Annotated in this window: 17 protein-coding genes; 9 read left to right on the plus strand and 8 right to left on the minus strand. The window is 57.7% G+C overall.

The features are described from left to right. Positions 1-62: 62 nt before the first annotated feature. Entirely contained in the window at positions 63-1217 is a 1155-nt protein-coding gene (locus tag AC5S26_RS21300; RefSeq protein ID WP_494186956.1) for an acyl-CoA dehydrogenase, read from the minus strand. 183 nt (positions 1218-1400) lie between these two features. Here AC5S26_RS21300 and AC5S26_RS21305 point away from each other — a divergent pair, with 183 nt between their 5' ends. Together AC5S26_RS21305 and AC5S26_RS21310 are read left to right on the plus strand one after the other, a co-directional pair. After that, complete coding sequence (locus tag AC5S26_RS21305; RefSeq protein ID WP_494186957.1) at positions 1401-3602, plus strand: hypothetical protein; 2202 nt, start codon at positions 1401-1403, stop codon at positions 3600-3602. 750 nt (positions 3603-4352) lie between these two features. Then, positions 4353-6305 carry a TonB-dependent receptor plug domain-containing protein gene (locus tag AC5S26_RS21310; RefSeq protein WP_494186958.1) on the plus strand — a complete coding sequence of 651 codons (1953 nt, stop codon included), beginning with the start codon at positions 4353-4355 and terminating at the stop codon, positions 6303-6305. 25 nt (positions 6306-6330) lie between these two features. Here AC5S26_RS21310 and AC5S26_RS21315 read toward each other — a convergent pair whose 3' ends face one another. The 6 genes from AC5S26_RS21315 to AC5S26_RS21340 form a co-directional block, all read right to left on the minus strand. After that, a complete protein-coding gene (locus AC5S26_RS21315; protein WP_494186959.1) occupies positions 6331-7290 on the minus strand; it encodes a haloalkane dehalogenase in 960 nt (319 codons plus the stop codon). Beyond that, the gene (locus AC5S26_RS21320) at positions 7287-7877 is read right to left on the minus strand and encodes a TetR/AcrR family transcriptional regulator (protein ID WP_494186960.1); all 591 of its coding nucleotides are present in this window, start codon (positions 7875-7877) and stop codon (positions 7287-7289) included. The genes AC5S26_RS21315 and AC5S26_RS21320 overlap by 4 nt, the downstream gene beginning before the upstream one ends. 516 nt (positions 7878-8393) lie before the next feature. Further along, positions 8394-9545 (minus strand): trans-sulfuration enzyme family protein, encoded by a 1152-nt coding sequence (locus AC5S26_RS21325; protein WP_494186961.1) that lies wholly within the window; start codon positions 9543-9545, stop codon positions 8394-8396. Positions 9546-9626: 81 nt separating this feature from the next. Beyond that, the gene (locus tag AC5S26_RS21330) at positions 9627-10541 is read right to left on the minus strand and encodes a PLP-dependent cysteine synthase family protein (RefSeq protein WP_494186962.1); all 915 of its coding nucleotides are present in this window, start codon (positions 10539-10541) and stop codon (positions 9627-9629) included. 3 nt (positions 10542-10544) lie between these two features. After that, complete coding sequence (locus AC5S26_RS21335) at positions 10545-11702, minus strand: VWA domain-containing protein (RefSeq protein WP_494186963.1); 1158 nt, start codon at positions 11700-11702, stop codon at positions 10545-10547. A 4-nt stretch (positions 11703-11706) separates the two neighbouring features. Continuing rightward, a complete protein-coding gene (locus AC5S26_RS21340) occupies positions 11707-12678 on the minus strand; it encodes a VWA domain-containing protein (protein ID WP_494186964.1) in 972 nt (323 codons plus the stop codon). A gap of 401 nt (positions 12679-13079) precedes the next feature. Between AC5S26_RS21340 and AC5S26_RS21345 the strand changes: the two genes are divergently transcribed. The 5 genes from AC5S26_RS21345 (at position 13080) to AC5S26_RS21365 (ending at position 17255) form a co-directional block, all read left to right on the plus strand. Beyond that, complete coding sequence (locus tag AC5S26_RS21345; RefSeq protein ID WP_494186965.1) at positions 13080-14435, plus strand: DUF1015 domain-containing protein; 1356 nt, start codon at positions 13080-13082, stop codon at positions 14433-14435. Positions 14436-14631: 196 nt separating this feature from the next. Continuing rightward, on the plus strand, positions 14632-15375 hold the full coding sequence (locus tag AC5S26_RS21350; RefSeq protein ID WP_494186966.1) for an N-acetylmuramoyl-L-alanine amidase family protein: 744 nt from the start codon (positions 14632-14634) through the stop codon (positions 15373-15375). Then, positions 15372-16001 carry a GerMN domain-containing protein gene (locus tag AC5S26_RS21355; protein ID WP_494186967.1) on the plus strand — a complete coding sequence of 210 codons (630 nt, stop codon included), beginning with the start codon at positions 15372-15374 and terminating at the stop codon, positions 15999-16001. Before AC5S26_RS21350 ends, AC5S26_RS21355 begins: the two co-directional genes overlap by 4 nt. Then, entirely contained in the window at positions 15998-16831 is an 834-nt protein-coding gene (gene murI, locus AC5S26_RS21360; protein WP_494186968.1) for a glutamate racemase, read from the plus strand. Before AC5S26_RS21355 ends, murI begins: the two co-directional genes overlap by 4 nt. Before the next feature lie 43 nt (positions 16832-16874). Next, on the plus strand, positions 16875-17255 hold the full coding sequence (locus AC5S26_RS21365; RefSeq protein WP_494186969.1) for an EVE domain-containing protein: 381 nt from the start codon (positions 16875-16877) through the stop codon (positions 17253-17255). Here AC5S26_RS21365 and pheA read toward each other — a convergent pair. After that, complete coding sequence (gene pheA, locus AC5S26_RS21370) at positions 17242-18096, minus strand: prephenate dehydratase (protein ID WP_494186970.1); 855 nt, start codon at positions 18094-18096, stop codon at positions 17242-17244. The two genes, AC5S26_RS21365 and pheA, sit on opposite strands and share 14 nt — an antisense overlap. Before the next feature lie 139 nt (positions 18097-18235). Here pheA and AC5S26_RS21375 point away from each other — a divergent pair, with 139 nt between their 5' ends. Continuing rightward, entirely contained in the window at positions 18236-18385 is a 150-nt protein-coding gene (locus AC5S26_RS21375) for a lmo0937 family membrane protein (protein WP_130418194.1), read from the plus strand. A gap of 91 nt (positions 18386-18476) precedes the next feature. Beyond that, positions 18477-18812, plus strand: coding sequence for a CsbD family protein (locus tag AC5S26_RS21380; protein WP_494186971.1), 336 nt, complete (start codon positions 18477-18479; stop codon positions 18810-18812). Positions 18813-18869: the final 57 nt, after the last annotated feature.

Genomic DNA, 18869 nt, shown 5'->3' on the forward strand with positions numbered 1-18869 from the left:
GGTGGGCCCATTCGCGCAAAGCTGAACCGTCCCGTTAGGGCACGGCTTCAGCCCTTGAGAGGCTACCCTCGGCTGGGAGCCTTCCCCAGCAGCTCCCGCGCAATCACCATCCGTTGAATCTCGCTCGTCCCCTCGCCAATCGGACACAGCCGCACATCGCGGTAAAACTTCTCCGCCGGATAGTCCTTGATGAACCCGTAGCCTCCGTGAATCTGCACGCCTTCATCGCAGATCCTGCATGCCGCCTCGCTCGCATACAGCTTCGCCATCGCCGACTCGCGCGTCACCCGCATACCCTTATCCTTCATCTGCGCCGCCCGCATCGTCAGCAGCCACGCCGCATCCAGCTCCGTTGCCATATCCGCCAGCTTGAACTGGATCGCCTGAAACTCCGAGATCGTCTTGCCGAACTGCCGCCGCTCCTGCGAGTACTTCACCGCCGCATCCAGCGCGCCACGCCCTATCCCCAGACTCAGCGCCGCAATCGAGATCCTTCCTCCATCCAGCACTCGCATCGCGTCCTTGAAGCCTTCACCGATCTTGCCGACCTGGTTCTCCTCCGGAATCTCGCACTCCTCGAAGATCAGCTCCGCCGTATCGCTCGCCCTCAGCCCCAGCTTGTTCTCCTTCTTCCCCGGCCGAAAGCCCTTGGTCCCCTTCTCCACCACGAACGCCGTAATCCCTCCGCTCGCGCCCTTCTCTTTATCCGTCACCGCCAGGACCACTGCGCAGTTCGCATAGGTCCCGTTCGTGATGAAGGTCTTCGATCCGTTCAGCACCCATTTGTCCCCGCGCTTCACCGCCGTCGTCCTGGCTCCGCCCGCATCGCTTCCCGACCCCGGCTCCGTCAGTCCCCACGCTCCCAGCCACGCTCCGCTCGCCAGCTTTGGAATCCACCGCTTCCTCTGCTCATCGTTTCCCGCCAGCATGATGTGGTTCGTGCACAGCGAATTGTGCGCGGCCACGATAATCCCCACACTTCCATCCACGCGCGACAGCTCGTCAATCGCGACTACATACTCCACGTACCCCATCCCCGCGCCGCCCAGCTCCTCGGGAAAGATCACGCCTAGCAGTCCCATCTCTCCCAGCTTCTTCACCACCGCATGCGGAAACTCGCTCTTCTCGTCCCACTCGGAGACGTGCGGCGCAATCTCCCTCTCCGCAAACGCCCGCACTTCCTTTCGCAGCTGCTCCTGTTCGTCGGTCAGAAACATCGCCTCACTCCTTCATAACCAAAACTAATACATCTATCACCATAAACCATACTCCTCACTCCACATCTCTGTCTCCGATCCCTTCTCCCTACGCGAAATTAATCTCACTTTCAGGGAACCTTCCATGCTCCCTCGGGGTCTATAAACCCAGCAACATCAGCCCTAACGGGTGAAAGGCCTCCTGTGCGACCTTCTGCTTTGCCTGCCCTGTTTCTCTCTGCAGCTGCCCTCGCCGCCCCTCTCGCCACTCCGGGCCAAAGCACAACCAAAGTACTGGCCGTACCGAAACTATCGCGCACTGCTTCCAGAACCGCTACCGAAAAGACTACCCAGCTCCCCGTCACCCGGGTCGCTCTCTACAAAAACGGTGTCGGCTTCTTTGAGCACTCCGGCCACGTCTCCGGCAACCAGTCCGTCACCATCGACTTCACCACCGCGCAGCTCAACGACGTCCTCCAATCCCTCACCGCCATCGACCTCAACGGCGGCCGCATCTCCGGAGCGGGCTACAACTCTACCACCCCGCTCGAGCAGCAGCTCAAGGCTCTCCCCCTCGCCCTCTCCGAAGATCCCTCCGCTGCCGATCTCTACGCCGCCCTTCGCGGAGCCCACGTCGAGGTCACCGGAACCGGCTCATCCTTCACAGGACGCATCCTCAACATGGAGATCCGCTCCATACCCGGCGCCAAAGACGGAGCGCCCTCCACCGAACGCCGCTTCCTCACCGTCATCTCCGATTCCGGCATCGTGCGCACTCTCGAGCTCACCTCCTCCACCCAGGTCCGCCTCCTCGACTCCGCCCTCCACACCGACCTCACCCGCTACCTCGAGCTCATCGCCAACAACCGCAGCCAGGGCCTCCGTCACCTCACCCTTGAAGACAACGGAACCGGCACCCGGGACCTCCATGTCTCCTACATCTCCGAGGTCCCCATCTGGAAGTCCACCTACCGCATCCTCCTCACCTCATCTCCCGCATCCAGTACCGCGCAAACCGCAACCCTGCAGGGTTGGGCCGTCGTCGACAACACCGTAGGAACCGACTGGACCAACGTCCAGCTCTCCCTCATCGCCGGCTCGCCGCAAAGCTTCCTCCAGCCTCTCTCCCAGCCCATCTACTCCCGCCGCCCCGACATTCCCATCGCCCAGGACGCTCAGCTGACGCCGCAGACCCACGAAAGCGGCGACGCAATCGAGAAACCTCAGATGGCAGGAGTTGCAGGCATGTCCGGCTTCGCCATAGGAGCGGGCTCCGGCTCCGGCGTTCCCGGTGGAGTCATGGGTGGCATAGGCTCCGCTCCTGAACTGAATAAAAGCCTCAGCAATCAAACCGTCGCCGTCAACAGCCGTGCCATGCCCATGATCGCCTACGAGACCGCCGCCGTGAGCTCCATCGTCCCGAAAACCACCACCGCCGCCTTCGACGACTACTTCGAGTACAAGCTCACCGACCCTGTCACCATCCGCAAAAACGAGTCCGCCCTCGTCCCCATTCTCCAGGCAAAGATCCCCACCGAACGCGTCACTCTCTGGTCGCCATCACAACCACGCCCGCTGCGCGCCCTCTGGATCACCAACAACAGCAACCTCACCCTCGACCGAGGCAGCTTCTCCATCGTTGAGAACGGCAACTTCGGAGGCGAGGGTCTCATCGACCCCATCCATCCCAACGAGCGCCGCCTCCTCTCCTACGCCGCCGATACCGCCGTCACCGTCACGACCGACTACTCTCACAACACGCAGCGTGTCCTCTCCTTCTCCGTCGTCAGAGGCGTCCTCCGACAGCAGACCAGCGAGGTCTCCGAGATGGAGTACATCGTCCACAACGCTGCCCCCGATGCCCGCACTGTCATCGTCGAACAGCCTATACGCCAGGGCTGGAACCTCGACTCCGACCCTAAACCCGCCGAGACCACCCCCACCGCCTACCGTTTTCGAGTCGCCACCGCTCCTGGCGAATCCGTTCGCCTCCACGTCGGCCAGCGTCGCCTCTTCGAGCTGCATTATCGTCTCGTTGACAATACCGATGAGCAACTCACCGTCATCCTTCGCAACGCCAATCCTGCCATCCGTCAGCAACTCGAACCGGTCTTCACCGCCAAGCGCGCCGTAGCCTCCCTCGATACCCAGATCAAATCCAAACAGTCCCAGGTCGACCAGATCGCCGGGGACCAGAAACGCATCCGCGAAAACCTCTCCGCTCTCAAAGGCACTGCCGAAGAGCGAGCCCTGGCCAAGCGCTACACCGAAGAGCTCAACCAGCAGGAGGACCAGCTGTCCACCCTCCGCAAAGACCTCGACGCCCTCCAGCAGCAACGTCAAACCGCCCAGCAGGATCTGGCCAACAAGATCGAAAACCTCAACATCGAGGCATCGCCTAGCTGACGAGGATGCGACGCCGGCAAATGCAAACCGGCTTTACATTCACGATCCGGAGCAGCCCATGTTGTCTTGACGGCATTGGCCCTTCATCGTCCTTCCGCGCTGTCGCCGATGGACGATGAAGGGCCTCTGACGCGATCGGATGCGAAGCAGATCAGGGAATAAAACCGCAAAAAGTGTGCATGGGATTTCACCTGTTCCCCTTCGCTTGCGCAAAGAGACTGTTTGCCTATCTCCGGCAAAAGTATTTGCACTCATCCTGAATCCTCTGACCGACCACCAGATAGCCTCCGATCTGTTGATCTTCTGCGTCATTTGCACTTTTGGGGGTAAACGTGCTTTATCCCAGTGCACATGCGGAGATTTGCGACGAGAGTCAACTCCCAAAGGAGCAGTTAACGCACGAATTCAACCAGAAAGCCGGGTCCCTTCTCCATGTCGAGCCACAATTTTTCTCCATTTCCCAGCAGTTTGTGCGCTGTTGCAACGCTTCTCTTCACCTCACCGAGTGCATTTACACAGACAAGTTCAAACACGTCCAGCATCGACCGAATCGCGATATCCACTCCGCTGCAAGCCCAAAAACCGTGCCCGAAAGACTCGCTCCGCGCCGTTGCAGAGTGTGCCAAAACAGAGGTTGCGGAGAATTCGCACTCTTCCAGTCCGCCTGCATCTCCCACCGCGAACTCGTCCACACCTCAGGCTGAGAACCCTTCTAAAGAGAGTGTCGGAATCGTAAAGACAGAAATAAAAGTGGTCGCGACACCAGCCGACAGCAGCGAAGGCTATGAAAGAAAAATCAGTCCGAGAGAGATCGAGACCTCTGCCGGAACATTCGGCGACCCCTCCCGATTCATGCAAATGCTGCCCGGAATCATATCCGACAACGACAAGTTCAATGACTTTATCGTTCGCGGCGGCAACTCGCAGGAGACTCTCTTTATCGTCGACAACATCGAGATGCCGTCGATCAATCAGCTCGCTCTCTCCGATACGACCGGAGGGTTTGTCTCCATGATCGACAATAAAGCGATTCAGCAGATGACGTTACACACAGATACCTACGACAGCAAATTTGATCAGAGGCTTTCTGCGATCGTCGAAATATCGACCACCAAAAATGGCCGAACTCCCCCCCATGCCGAGGTGGAACTGGGAATGGCCGGAGCCGGTGGCTCTATCGATCGGCCCTGGGGTAGCAATGGATCGATGTTTCTCTCCGGCCGTCGAAGCGTTCTCAACCTGCTGACCGATGATATCGGCATGAATGGCGTACCGATCTACAGCAACAGTTTTTTTCGAGCGGACAGGCACGTCGACGAGAAAAATAACTTCTGGGGGCTCTCTCTTACAGGAGTGGACTCGATAAAGATCCATCCCGATCCCAACAATCGATGGCAAACAAATCCCTATGACATCGCCTACAAAGGATGGAGAAATACGACGGGACTCAACTGGCAGCACGTCTTTTCCAATCGATCCTTCGGGGTTCTGAGTCTTTCCAATTCGGAGCAATCGCAATCTCTACGGGAAAATGCGCAGCTACTGGCGAATGCGATGGTGTATGCGGAAGATACAAGAGACGGAATTACAAGAGCAAAATACGATGGAACGCTGCAGGCAAAGCCCTGGCTGACAATTACAGCCGGCGTCCGAACAGCTTTAAACCGGACGAATTATCAGCTCAATCAACCGTTAGGACTCCAAAATCCATACAGCGAGAACGCGACACCTGTGAATGCGATGTCGTTCCATCGCGATTTTTCTACCTTCTCTTCGGCGGAATATAGCCAGGCCTCATTCCTGCTTCCGCGCGGAATGAAATTAGTGCTTGGCCAGAGGTATTCGCAATGGGCGATCGTGGGAAGCCAGGTGTGGACTCCCAAGGTCCTGTTTGCAATGCCGATCTTCGGCAGAATCGCGCATGTCGGCTATGCCGAGTATGCGCAGCTTCCGCCATCGCTCTATCTTCTCTCGTTCAACAACCAGTCTTCGTTGCAACCGATTCGATCGCGGCATATCACAGGCGGGTTTGAAGCAGTCCATTATCAACACATACGGCTTTCCATCGAGGCCTATCAAAAGCGTTACTCGGATTACCCGGTTGCTCTCAACTATCCGCAGCTTTCGTTGGCGAATATCACGAACACCTTCGGCCAGGCTTTTCTCATGTTTCCCATGACCAGCAAAGGTCAGGGACTGGCCCGAGGCGTCGAACTGGGATTGGATTGCAAATTGTCTTCCCGCTTCACCCTCACCAGTGCCGTGACCTATTCCAGAAGCTGGTACTCAGGACTGGATGGTGTGCTTCGTAGAGGCAGCTTCGACCTACCCTTTGTCGCAAACATCGCAGGAAATCTTCGCCTTGGAAAAACCATGGTGATGTCATCCCGCTATAGCGTGGCCTCGGGAAAGCCTTACACGCCGGACAATCTTCCTCTGAGCACAGCGCAGAACCGGGATGTCTACGACCTCTCAAAGATCAATGCATCTAGAGGACCGGCCTATAGCCGAATGGACTTCAGGCTGGAGCAGAGCCTCCCCGTAAGGCGAGGAACGCTTACCTGGCATGTTGGCCTGCAGAATGCTTTGGGAACCAGCAACTTCTACTCTTATGAATGGCGACCTCGAGCAAATGGAGCTGGCGTCCTTGCCCAGGACCAGATGCCACGGTTCCCGGACGGAGGATTTAAATATGCCTTCTGAGACGGGGTCGAAAATCCATCCCGTCTCATCTTGGCTTATTCACTGCTTCAACTTTGGCGCGGAGCCAATCCGTTATTCCCAATTCCTTGTTCCCAATTCCGTGTTCCCCAATTCCGTGCTCAAGGAGCCATTCCTTGATCGTGACCCCGATCACATCAGGATGATCCTCCTGCAGGTAGTGCAGTCCAGAGCTGAGCCGAACCACTCTGCAGTTCCTGAGTCCCTTCGCAAAGCTCTCCGCAAAGGCAGGTGATATCAGCGCGCCCGGATCGCCGACGAAAAGCAGCTTCGGATAAGACGACTGCGCCAGCGCATCATGCGCCTCTTCTATGGTGGAGTACACATCCGCTGGCTCTCCCGCAATCGGCAGCTCATTCGGAAACCGCCACGTCGGCAGGCGCGACTCAGGCGTCGGAAATGGCGCTCTATACACGGACATCTCCTCCTCCGTTAGCTTTCGCGCGGTCGCCGCGGGTAGAACCCCTTCTACGAAGACGTTGTTTTCAAGAATCATCTCTTCACCAACCCCGGGAGTCCTGAACTTCTGGAAGGTCTCGATCTGATCGGGATGAAAATCATTCCACGTAGGCATCGGCCGTATGAACTCCATGAAAGCCAGCCCACGGATAAACTCTGGCCTCCGAGCCGCCAGGTGAAATGCCAATCCGCTTCCCCAATCCTGCGCCACAACGAACGCCGACTCGATTCCAGCCTCTTCAAGAAACGCATCGAGATACCGCACATGATCCGCAAACCGATACTCGATCTCCGGCTTTCCCGATTGGCCGAACCCGATCAGGTCCGGTGCAATGCAATGCGCCACCGGCGCGACCAGAGGAAGAACATTCCGCCATATGTACGACGAGGTCGGGTTCCCATGCAGAAAGAGCACAACCGGAGCTTCGGGATCTCCCGCCTCCCGGTACGCCATCGTAGAACCTAGGACATTGACTTGCGGCAAAGCAGCATCAGCCAAAACAGTCATCTCAACTCCTTGAATACGGTTTGGAAGACAATCTTTTTAAAACGCTCGAGCGCCGCAGGCCCCCGCTCCACCTTCATGCGCAGAATCGCTCCCTCCCACGAAGCCAGAAGAAACTCGGCAAGATCCATAGGGTCGAACGTTCTATCGATCTCCCCGGCATCCTGCGCCTCTCCAATGCATGCGGCAAACGGAGCGCGCCACTCCTCGAAGATCTTCTCCAGCCGCGTGCGCAGCCTCTCGCTCTGCGAGGTCGTCTCAAGACTGAAATCGCCGATCAGGCATCCGCGACTCCAGTGGTCGGCTTCCAGAACACTGCTGATGATGTCCAGATACCGCCTCAACCGCTGCCGGGGAGTAAGGGACCTGTCCCCCAAAGCCTCGTTGACATACCCTTGAAGGTCTGCAAAATAGCGGTCCAGAACCTCCTGGGCAAACAACTCCTTGGAGCGGAAGTGATTGGTGAAAGAACCATGCGGAGCCTCGGCGGCCGCACAGATATCGCGTACCGTAGCTCCCTGATATCCCGAATGAAACATCACCTTGAGACCGGCGTTGAGAATGTCGTCGCGAAGGGAAGGTCTGCTCATGAAGTTTTAATACGCTCGTACGTATTCTCAGTCAACATCTTTCTATAGACCCACAGTTCTTGCTTCTAAGTAGCCCTCTAGCTAAGCCATCTTGTTTCTAGGCAAGGTCATCTCTCGCTTCTAGGTAAGCCAAGGCTTCAGCCTTGGCCCTCTAAAAGCCCGCCGCTAAAAGCGGCGAACCGCACTGCCGTAGGCTCGAGCGGAGCCCGAAGGGCGCAGCGACTACCGCTGGATCGACGCCAAAACGGTTGTCAAGCCCAAAAACCTCATAAATCCATACAAATAACACATAATAAAAGCTTTATATCGCCATCCGATGTGCCGATTCACCCTCTTCCGCCTGCTAAACTGGATTCAGAGAATAAGAAGAAAAGGCCCCGGAGATCGGGGCCTTTTCTTGGCTAACTTATTTGCTTTCTAAATCTTGAAAACTAACTCGCGTATTATGAATACTTTACAAACCAAGTCCAAGCCTAACTTCAAGAGAATCAAGACTTTGACACAAAACAGTAGGGGCTACCAACCCAGTGCTTGGTCCAGGTCCGCGATGATGTCCTCCACATCCTCGATCCCGACCGAGATCCGCATCAGTCCATCGGTGATTCCCAGCCGAGCACGGCCCTCCGGCCCCACTGCCGCATGGGTCATCGTCGCCGGATGACAGACCAGTGTCTCCACGCCGCCCAGGGACTCGGCCAGCAGCCCGAGCCGCAGCCGCTTTGCGAACGCGTTCGCCCGTTCCAGCGAGCCCAACTCAATCGAGATCATCGACCCGAACCCGCTCTGCTGCCGTTTGGCCAGCTCGTGCTGGGGATGGTCCTTCAGCCCGGGGTAGAAGACCTTCTTCACCGCCTTGTGCTGCGCCAGAAACTCCGCCACCGCGCGGCCATTTGCGTCGTGCTGCTTCATCCGTACCGCCAGCGTCTTTACGCCACGCAAAAGCAGGTAGCTCTCGAAAGGAGAGAGAATTCCTCCGGTGCACTTCTGCACAAACCGGAACCGCTCCGCCTGCTCCGGCTTCGTGCAGACAAGAACACCGCCGAGTCCATCCGAGTGGCCGTTCAGAAACTTCGTCGTCGAATGCATCACGATATCTGCGCCCAACGCGATCGGCTGCTGCAGGTAAGGCGACAGAAAGGTGTTGTCCACGCTTAGTTCTATGCTCTTCTCATGGCAGATGTTCGCGACCGCGTGAATATCGGTGATCGCCATCATCGGATTTGTCGGCGTCTCGATGTGGACCAGCTTTGTCTCCGGACGAATCGCCGCCGCCACATTCCCGGCCACCGACGTATCAACATAGGTGAATGTCAGTCCGTAGTTCGCCAGCACCTTGTCGAAGACCCTCTGTGTCCCGCCGTACACGTTGTCCGAGCACACCACGTGATCGCCCGTCTTCATCATGGTCAGCATCGCCGTAATCGCGGCCATGCCGGAGGCGAAGACATGCGCGCTGGTTCCTCCTTCAAGCGAGCAAAGGCTCTCCTCAAGGGCATCGCGCGTGGGATTGGTCAGCCGCGCATACTCGTGGCCCCTGTTCTTGCCAATCTCTTCCTGCTGATAAGTCGAAGTCAGAAAGATCGGAACATTCACCGCTCCAGTCACCTTCTCCGGGTCCTGGCCGTCATGAATCGCACGCGTCGCAAATCCCATTTTCTTCTCAGCCATCTCTCCCTGCTCTCTTTGATCGTGTCATCCTGAGCGAAGCGCAGCGCAGTCGAAGGATCTGTGGTTCGCTCACCACCTGGCTCAACTCAGAATCCCCTTCGATAGATACCGCTCCGCCGAATCCGGAATCACCGTAACCACACGTCTCCCCGCTCCCAGTTCGCCGGCAACCTCAACCGCAGCGCAGACCATCGCACCCGCACTCGAACCGCCGAAGACACCAGCCTCTGAAGCCAATCGCCTGACCATCTCAAAGGCAGGAGGATCCATCACGCGAATCACCCGGTCGCAGACACTCGCATCGAACGTCGCAGGAATGAACGACACACCAATTCCCTCAACCTCGTGCTTGCCTGGCTCTCCACCCTGCAACACACTGCCCTGCGGCTCGACCGCGGCGCAGAGAATCTCCGCGCTCTGCCGTTTCAAAAACCGTGCGACTCCGGTAAAGGTTCCTGCAGAGCCGATGCCCGAAATCCACGCATCTACGCTGCCTTCCATCTGCTCCCAGATCTCGACCGCCGTGGTCTGCTCGTGGAAGTCAGGATTGGCCGGGTTCTCGAACTGCAGCGCGGCAAACGCGCCTTCGGTCTCGCGCTCAAACTCAAGTGCCCGACGAATCGCACCTGCCATGCCTTCGGACTCGGGAGTGCGGATCACCGTCGCACCCAGAGCACGCATCAGAATGCACTTCTCCTCGGCGAACTGCTCGGGAACATACAGTACAACCTTGTAGCCGCGATTGACGCCGATGAGTGCCAATCCAACGCCGGTATTGCCCGCTGTTGCCTCAACGATCGTGGAGCCTGAACGCAGCACCCCGCGACGTTCGGCATCGAGTACGATTCCCAGCGCCGCGCGATCCTTTACGCTTCCGCCGGGATTCAGATATTCCAGCTTCGCCCATATCTCAGCTCCGCCGTTCGGCTCAAGCGCCGCTAGACGCACCATCGGCGTATAGCCCACCAGGTCTGTAATTTTCTGTGCTTTCTGCATTAATCAGGGCCGCGCTGCCGCGTCGTCTGCTCCTCGTGTATTGGACGCCGCCTGGCCCGCCGGAACGGTTTCGGACGTAATGCGTGGATAATATCCGGTTCGTGTTCGCACCGACAACTTACCCATCCCCTTGGCCTTTGCATCCACGTGCACTTCTCGATAGCCTCCCAGCGTCGGCGATTTCGTGGAGTGATAGGAGATCGTGTACTGGGTTCGAATATCCTGAGCAACCTGGGCAGCGATCGCGTCAACATCTTTGATCGATCGCGGGAAGTATGCCGCTCCGCCCGTCTGCTCGCTCAACGTCTCCAATACACGCTTTGCATGGCGCGACTCTCTTTTATCGGTGTCCTGCCCGAAGAGAAGGCCCACAGAGTAAATGACTGGGCCATCCAGATCCTGGATGCGGCGAATCGCCTGCTCGAGAGAGGCGCTGGAAGCATTGTCCTCGCCATCGGTTACAACCAGCAGAACCTGCTTAGGCCGTTTAGCGTTCTTCGTCAGATAGTCAGCGGAAGCCACCAGCGCATCGTAGACCGCGGTTCCACCGCTGGACTTGATGTAGCTCAAACCATCGCGCAGCTTGTCGATATCGTTGGTGAAATCCGTGTCGATGAACGCCTCCCAGGAGAAGTCCACCACAAATGCCTCATCGTCCTTGTTGGAGAGCTTGATCAGGTCCAGCGCAGCCTGTTCCACCGCCGCTCGCTTGTCGTACATCGAACCTGAGCTGTCGATCAGAATTCCCAAAGAAACCGGAATGTCCTCATGTCGAAAAGAGGCGATGGTTTGAGGTACACCGTCTTCAAAAACACGGAAGTCATCCTGGTTAAGCGTCAGAATGGATTTGCCATCGGAATTCAGGACCGTGGCATTCAGCCGAACCTCATAGGCGTCGGTGCGAAGCGTATATTTTCCACCTTCTCCTCGCTGGATCGGTCCTGAAGGACCCGTCGGCGCCTTGCTTCCGTCCCGAGGCGCAGGGGTGTCCGGATCCGGGGAAGCCACGGGGTCTCGGTCCACCGTTAGCGACGGCTGGGCCGGCTGAGACGGATGGTGCTGGACCGGATTGGCGGCCTGGGATGCAGTTCCCTGCCCATCCCATCCACTTGCCGTTCCGGGTCCTGCCAGCATCATGACGGCTGCAACCGCCCACGGCAAAAATCTACTCCGAAGGTGCATAGTACCCCTGGCGATTGTGCACCGTCAGCGGGGGAAGCCCCGGAGGCGGCACCAGTCTTATCTTCAATTTACGCCAGTTTCCATCCTTCTTCACGTCCGATGGCCTGTATCCGAGGACGTATTCGTTGCGCAATTCGGCGCTGATGCGGGTTGCGATGTCGCCAAGATCGGCGATATCGCCCACGCGGAACATTCTTCCACCCGTCATCTCGCAGATATCACTCAACAGAACCGGACCAAGCTGCTCTTCCTGAGTTGGGGCGTACTGATCGAAGATGCCGATGGAATAGATCTGGACGTCGCTCTCACGAACGGCGCGGCGGAGTTCGCCTTCGGTGTAGCGGCTGCGATTGTCGCCTCCGTCGGAGATGATGAGGAGGGCCTTGCGCTCGTACTTGGCGTCTCTAAGCTTGGTCATCCCCAGGTAAGCTGCATCGATCAGGGCCGTCCGGTTCTCCGGTTTCAGCATCACCATGCGAGCTTCGACGTCATCCACATCCGACGTATAGTCAACGATCACTGCGGGCCTGTCGTTGAAGCCCACCACAAAGAACTCATCCAACGGATTGGACGTCCGCAGGAACTCACTCAGCGCTCTCCGAGCACGGTTGAACTTGGAGTTCATGCTTCCGCTCAGATCGAAGACGATTCCGATCGTTACCGGGGCGTCTTCGGTTGAAAAACTCTTGATCGTCTGGCCGACGTTGTTGTCGTAGATCTCGAAGTTCTCTTTCTCGAGACCTGTCACCAGGCGGTTCAGCGAGTCGGTCACAGTCGCTGGAACCAATACCAGGTTGACGTCCACACGGAGCCGCGAATCGCGGCGGGATGTCGCTTTGGCGGCGACATTGTCTGCTCCCTCGATGATGGGCTTGGAATCTTCGGGAGACTTGGGTGGCGGAGGAGGCGGCTGCGTATGAATCTCCCCCAGGGGATTCTCCTGCGCTCGCGCCATGGAGACGCACAGGCTCCCGAACGCGAGCCCGACAAGCAAAACCCACGCCACAGACAAGCCTCGACGCCGTCGAGGGTCCCGATCAAGAGACTTCGCTAATTCCCACCTGCATCCGAACTCTGTATTCGCATCCAGCATCGTCTGGCCATCTCCGCGACCCTATTCCCGCTGACTCCGCGTTTCCCGGAAAACCTAACTCAACCCACACCCGCCAATTGCAACTACGTCCGCAGACTATACACCCGAAATTCCATTCCCGCTCTGCGTCTCTTTTATAGACGCGTTTTTCGACCTATTTGTCATCCTTTTGCAAACAGTTGTTTGCTTCGCCACAACAGGAATCCACCCGCCCTCGTACAATCACCCATACATTTCTGTTTCAGGGAGACCCAAAGAACCGCATGGCTCGTATTTACCCCTTCCGCGCTCTTCGTTATGACCCCTCCCGCGTCAAGATGGAAGATGTCGTCACCCAGCCGTACGACAAGATCAGCCCGGCCATGCAGGATCGTTACTACCAGGCCAGCCCCTACAACCTTGTACGGGTCATTTTGGGCAAACACCTGCCTGACGATAACGACCAGGAGAACGTCTACACCCGGGCGGCGGAGACGCTCCGCGACTGGCGCAGGGAAGGCGTCCTTGAAGAGGAGGCGGAGCCGGCTCTCTATGGATATTCCCAGACCTATACCGTCCCCCATGAGAACGAGGTCCGGGAACGCCGTGGATTTATTGCCCTTGGCCACCTTTACGACTATGCCGACAAGGTCGTTTATCGCCACGAGCAGACCTTCCCCCGGCACAAGAGCGATCGCATGAGTTTGTTCAAGGCTACGCGCGCCTACTGCGAGCAGATCTACATGCTCTATTCAGACCCCGCCTTCACCGCGGAGAAGCTGATCTTCGGGATGAGCGGACCCAATGGAAAGGACCGCAACCCGGCCGACCTTGCGATCACAGACGAGTACGGCGTGCTGCATCGGGTGTGGAGGCTGACGGATCCAACCCTGATCAACCTGATCGTTACGGCAATGGCCGACAAGAAGCTGATTATTGCCGATGGACACCACCGTTACGAAACGTCTGTCGCCTACGCCAAAGAGCGTTCCGCCCAACTGAAGCTTCCTCTCAACCAGCCTCGCGACGAAGACGAGAAACTTTCTCCGGCCCACCTGCCTGCTCCTTCGTTTCCAGAGGCGGCGATGATGATGACCTTCGTCAACATGGACACGCCCGGCATCACCATCCTTCCGACCCACCGCGTCGTTCACGGAGTCGAGGGCTTCTCCTCTCCGGACTTCATTACCCGGGCCAGCGCCTATTTCGAAATCAAGGAGTTGGAGACTCACGATGTATCTGCCCTCCATGCGAACGGCCGCACCGCATTTATCGCGGTGACCATCGACGGCAGCTATTTGTTGACGGCAAAGGCGGATGCAATGGACTCCCTGCTTCAGGACCTGCCCCCGCGGCAACGGCAACTGGATGTTGTGCAGCTTCACCGAGTTGTGCTGGATAAGCTATTAGGGCTGGACCAGGAGACCATTACGCGGCTGGGCAGCGTGAGCTATCTTCGGGAAGCAGACGAGGCTGCCGCCATGGTTACGGAGGGGGATGCGAATATCGCATTCCTGATTAAGCCGATCACCCTGGAACAGCTGAAAGAGGTATCGCTTGCAGGCGATATTATGCCGCAGAAGTCCACGGACTTCTATCCCAAGCTTCTGAGTGGACTTGCGATCTACGCGCTCGACTAACTCATTTTGGCAGGCTCTCTTCTGGCTCGCGTAAGCGAGCGTGTACCGCTCTTTGCCCAAAGAGACGCCGTTCGTTAGCACACCCGGGACCTCGCCCGATACAATCGAAACCACACTCCCCAAACCCGTGACTCAAATCCGCAACCCAATCCCCATGTTCGCGATAACACTCCTGCTTGGCGGGGCGTGCTCCATAGTGGCACAAGAGACGCCGCGGGTACCCCAGGCTCCTCCTGTGGGTGCTGCTCTGCCACAGCCAGCACCTCCTCCCAAGCCTCCTCCGGCCTTCTACCGCAACCTGATCGTGCTGGATCCGGCTCATGGTGGGCGAGACAATGGGGCGCAGCTGTCGAGCAGCGCGGTCGAAAAGGATGTGACTCTTGCGCTGGTACAGAAACTCCGCCCGGCACTTGTGGCCCAGGGGTTCACAGTGGCCGCGACGCGCGACTCAGATCCCCCAGATGAACTTACGACCGATCAACGGGCGGGGACGGCGAATCATGTCCGGCCTCTCGCCTGCATCGTGGTTCATGCGTCCTCTGCAGGTTCCGGCATTCGCATCATCTCATCCCTCGCGGAGACCGATGCAAAGGCCTCTTCGGGCCGTGCCGTCACCTGGAGCAAGGCGCAGGTTCCGGTCATCGCCATGAGCCTGCGCCTTGCTAACGAGACAGGGCTTGCCCTCGACGCAGCCCAGCTGCCCGTGCTGCTACTCCGTGCCTCCGTTCCCCCGATCGACAATCTCATCTGTCCAGCCATAGCGATCGAGCTTGGCCCTCTTAAAACGGAAGCTGGCAAAGCTACCCTCCCATCCGACCCCGGCTACCAGCAGCGCGTGGTTACGGCGATTGCCACAGGTCTCGCATCCTTTCGCACTCATAACGCACCGCCGCCGATCTCCACGCCAGGTGTCGGGGCTCGCCCAGGGGTAACGCAATGATTCCCCGCTATCAGCGCATTCTCTTCTGGAGCCTGGTTGGCTGCATTCTGCTGATGGGTGCGTTTCTGCTGCACGGCTGTCGGGAGGCGCATAAGCGTCTTACTGCGCTCAACGACGCTACTCCGATTGCCGCGCCGACGACGGCCGCGACCGAAGAGGTGAGCCTGTACATCGCTTCCGACGCAGATGCGACGATCAAGCCAACGCGCTCCCAGGTTGCCTTGCCTCAGGATCCATCGTTACGGGCGCGAGCACTCCTCGAATATCTGCTGGCCCAGTATTCGCTTCCCGATTCCGCGCACCCGCTCCAGAGCGGTCCAGCAGTCGATGATGTTTTTTTTCTGGCGGACGCTTCTCATCCCAATCAGGGCAAGGAAATCACCGTCAACCTGCACGGCTCTTTCGCCGATAATCATCCTTCCGGGATCGAAGTCGAACAACTGACGCTGGATTCCATGATTGGCACATTGCATGCGGCCTTTCCAGAGTTCGCCGAAGTCAGATTCCTCGTAGACGGCCAGTCCCGAGCCACGCTCGCCGGACATTCCAGTCTCGATCACACCTATCTCCTGCGAGATACTGCAATGCACCCAACGGTTCCAAGTGAGGCCGCAACGCAACCATGAAAACGATCGGCGTCTTCGATTCCGGCTTTGGCGGATTGACGGTTCTTCGTGAGCTTCTGCCATTGATTCCGGATGCTCGCTATGTCTACCTTGGCGATACGGCACGGCTTCCGTATGGATCCAAGTCGCATGAGACCATTGCCCGGTATGCAATCTCGAGCGCAAGATTTCTTGCGGATCAAGGTTCCGACCTGCTCGTCATCGCTTGCAATACAGCCACCGCGCTGGCACTGGAAGAGATCCGTGAGGCCCTGCCCCTTCCGATCATCGGCGTCGTAGAGCCGGGAGCCCAGGCCGCCCTGGCGATAGCTTCAGCCAGTCCTTCGACTGTAGCCAAATCGCACGTCCTGGTCCTCGCCACCGCTGCCACGACTCAATCAGGAGCCTATACCCGCACGTTGAACGGGCTTGGCCTTCGAGCTACGGAGAAGGCTTGCCCGCTGCTGGTGCCGCTGGTCGAGGAAGACTGGCTCCATCAGCCTGCCCACTCTTCCGTGACTCTGGAGGTCCTGCGCATCTACCTGTTGGAAGCGCTGGAACAGGCTCCCGATGCCAACATCCTCCTGCTTGGCTGCACACATTATCCCCTGCTCAGGCCGCTTATCGAGACGACCCTCAAGAATCTGCATCACCCCATGCACATCATTGACTCTGCCGCAGCCACCGCCCATAAAGTCGTAACCCTGATACCGGATGCAGGTCCGGTATCGACCACAGCACCGGAATGCACCTTCTATGCGACCGATTCGATAGAGAAGTTCCAGCGGCTGGGCTCTACTTTCCTTCGCAAGGCATTGCCGGAGGTAAAGCTTGTCGACCTTGGCGGTTGAGATTTTTTCCAAGGCAGGCGTTCTCGCGCGATAATCTTGCAGCATGCCCTATCTGCTCAAGACGGAACCGAATAAATACTCTTACGACGATCTTGTCCGCGACGGCGAGACGACGTGGGATGGAATCTCGAACAACCAGGCGCTGTTGACGCTTCGCAACATGAAGAAGGGCGACAAGCTTGTCATCTATCACTCCAACATCGGCAAGGCTGCGGTGGGAACCGCGAAGGTTGTCTCAGTTGACCCAAGCGATCCAAAGAGCCCCATCGTCCGCATCGCGCCGGTGAAGCCGTTGAAACGCGAAAAACCGCTGGCGGAGATTCGCGAGGCGGCCGTGTTTCACGGATCGATTCTCTTCCGCCAGTTTCGACTTTCGGTTGTTCCGCTGACCGAGGAGCAATACGACTGGCTCACTCAGCCGTAGTCGAAGCGGCGCGATATCGTCCCAGCACCTTAACCATCCGGCAGTGCTCCCTCAGTGCGGTAATGGCCGCTTCGGCCTTGTCCGGCGTATCGAATCGCACATCCACATAAAAGACATACTCCCAGGGGTTGCCGGGAACCGGCCGGGATTCGATCTTTGTCAGATCGACGCCTGCGCCGGCCAGCCTCTCCAGCGCGGCAACCAGCGTGCCGGGACGGTGATCAATCGCGAAGGCGAGACTCATCTTGTTTTCCGGCTCCGTGGGCTCGATCAGCCACGGATCTTCCGAACGGCGTATCAGGTGAAAACGCGTGAAATTCTGGGCATTGTCTTCCACCGAGGCGAGAATAACTTCGGCTCCATACTGTGTGGCCGCAAGCTGCGGAGCAATTCCCGCAACATCTCGCAGGTTCTGCTCCATCAGATACTTCACGCTGCCCGCGGTGTCGTAAAAGGGCATTACCTCGAACTCAGGGTGCGATTGAAGAAACTTCCGGCACTGGGACAATGCCACTGGATGGGAGATGACCTTGCGTACCTCCTTGGCAGCCACGCCCGGCGCGGCAATGAGGTTGTGCCGGATACGAAGCAAGCCTTCGCTTTCAATGCGAACATCAAGCTCCAGCAGGAGATCGTAGTGTTCTGCCACTGAGCCGTGAAGGCTGTTTTCAATAGGCAGAACTGCAGCGTCGGCGTCGCCGGAGATTACGCGCGCCATGACCTCCGCGGAAATGTTGCACGGAAGGATGCTAAGATCCGCAACTTCGTTGCCTAGCATGGACATCGTGGCCATGTGGCTGTTAGAACCGAGTTCCCCTTGTATCGCAATCCTCAAAAGCATGCCTCCGTTGACTTTCTATTTTATTCATGGAATGGCAACCTCCCCCGCACCGGAAGCAACTTACAACAGAAGGCCGCGCAGGCATGGCAGTTTAGGCCTTGCGACTGCGGCACAAATCGCATCCTATTAGGAGCTAACCATGCTTTGGACGATCACAATCATTCTGTTCATTCTCTGGATCCTTGGATTGGTCAGCAGCTACACACTTGGCGGCTGGATCCATATTCTCCTGGTCCTGGCAATCATCGTATTGATCTTCAATCTGCTGAGTGGCCGTAGAGCTTTATAGCGTCAGGTCGACTAATGCCAGGTTGTTTACCGTTGCAACGGTAGCTCGATCGAAAACCGTATAACGCATGTTGTAGGAATGGAGTCGAATTATGAACAAGGACACAGTAGAAGGAAAATTTGATCAGGTATCCGGTGCAATCAAGCAGAAAGTCGGAGAGGCTTTCCATGATCAGAGTCTGGCTAACTCCGGTGTGGCCGAACAGGTCAAGGGAGCGGCCAAGGAGACCTGGGGAAAGACGAAAGACGTCGCCTCAGAAAAGCGAGCGGATGCGTCAGTACGCGCTGCCGAAGGCAAAGATGAGGCGCGTCTCCAGGCCGAGGATCGCGCCGACAGCGCACGAGATCGCATCGTCAATGCCGCGCAGAATCTGAAGAACAACATCAACGAAAAGCTGGAAAACGTCCGAGATCGTCACGACGCCTAGTTTTTCAGTTGGATGGTATGGTATCGATGGCCCGCCTTACGAGGCGGGCCATTCTTC

Source organism: Edaphobacter sp. FHG110511_03, assembly GCF_059115365.1.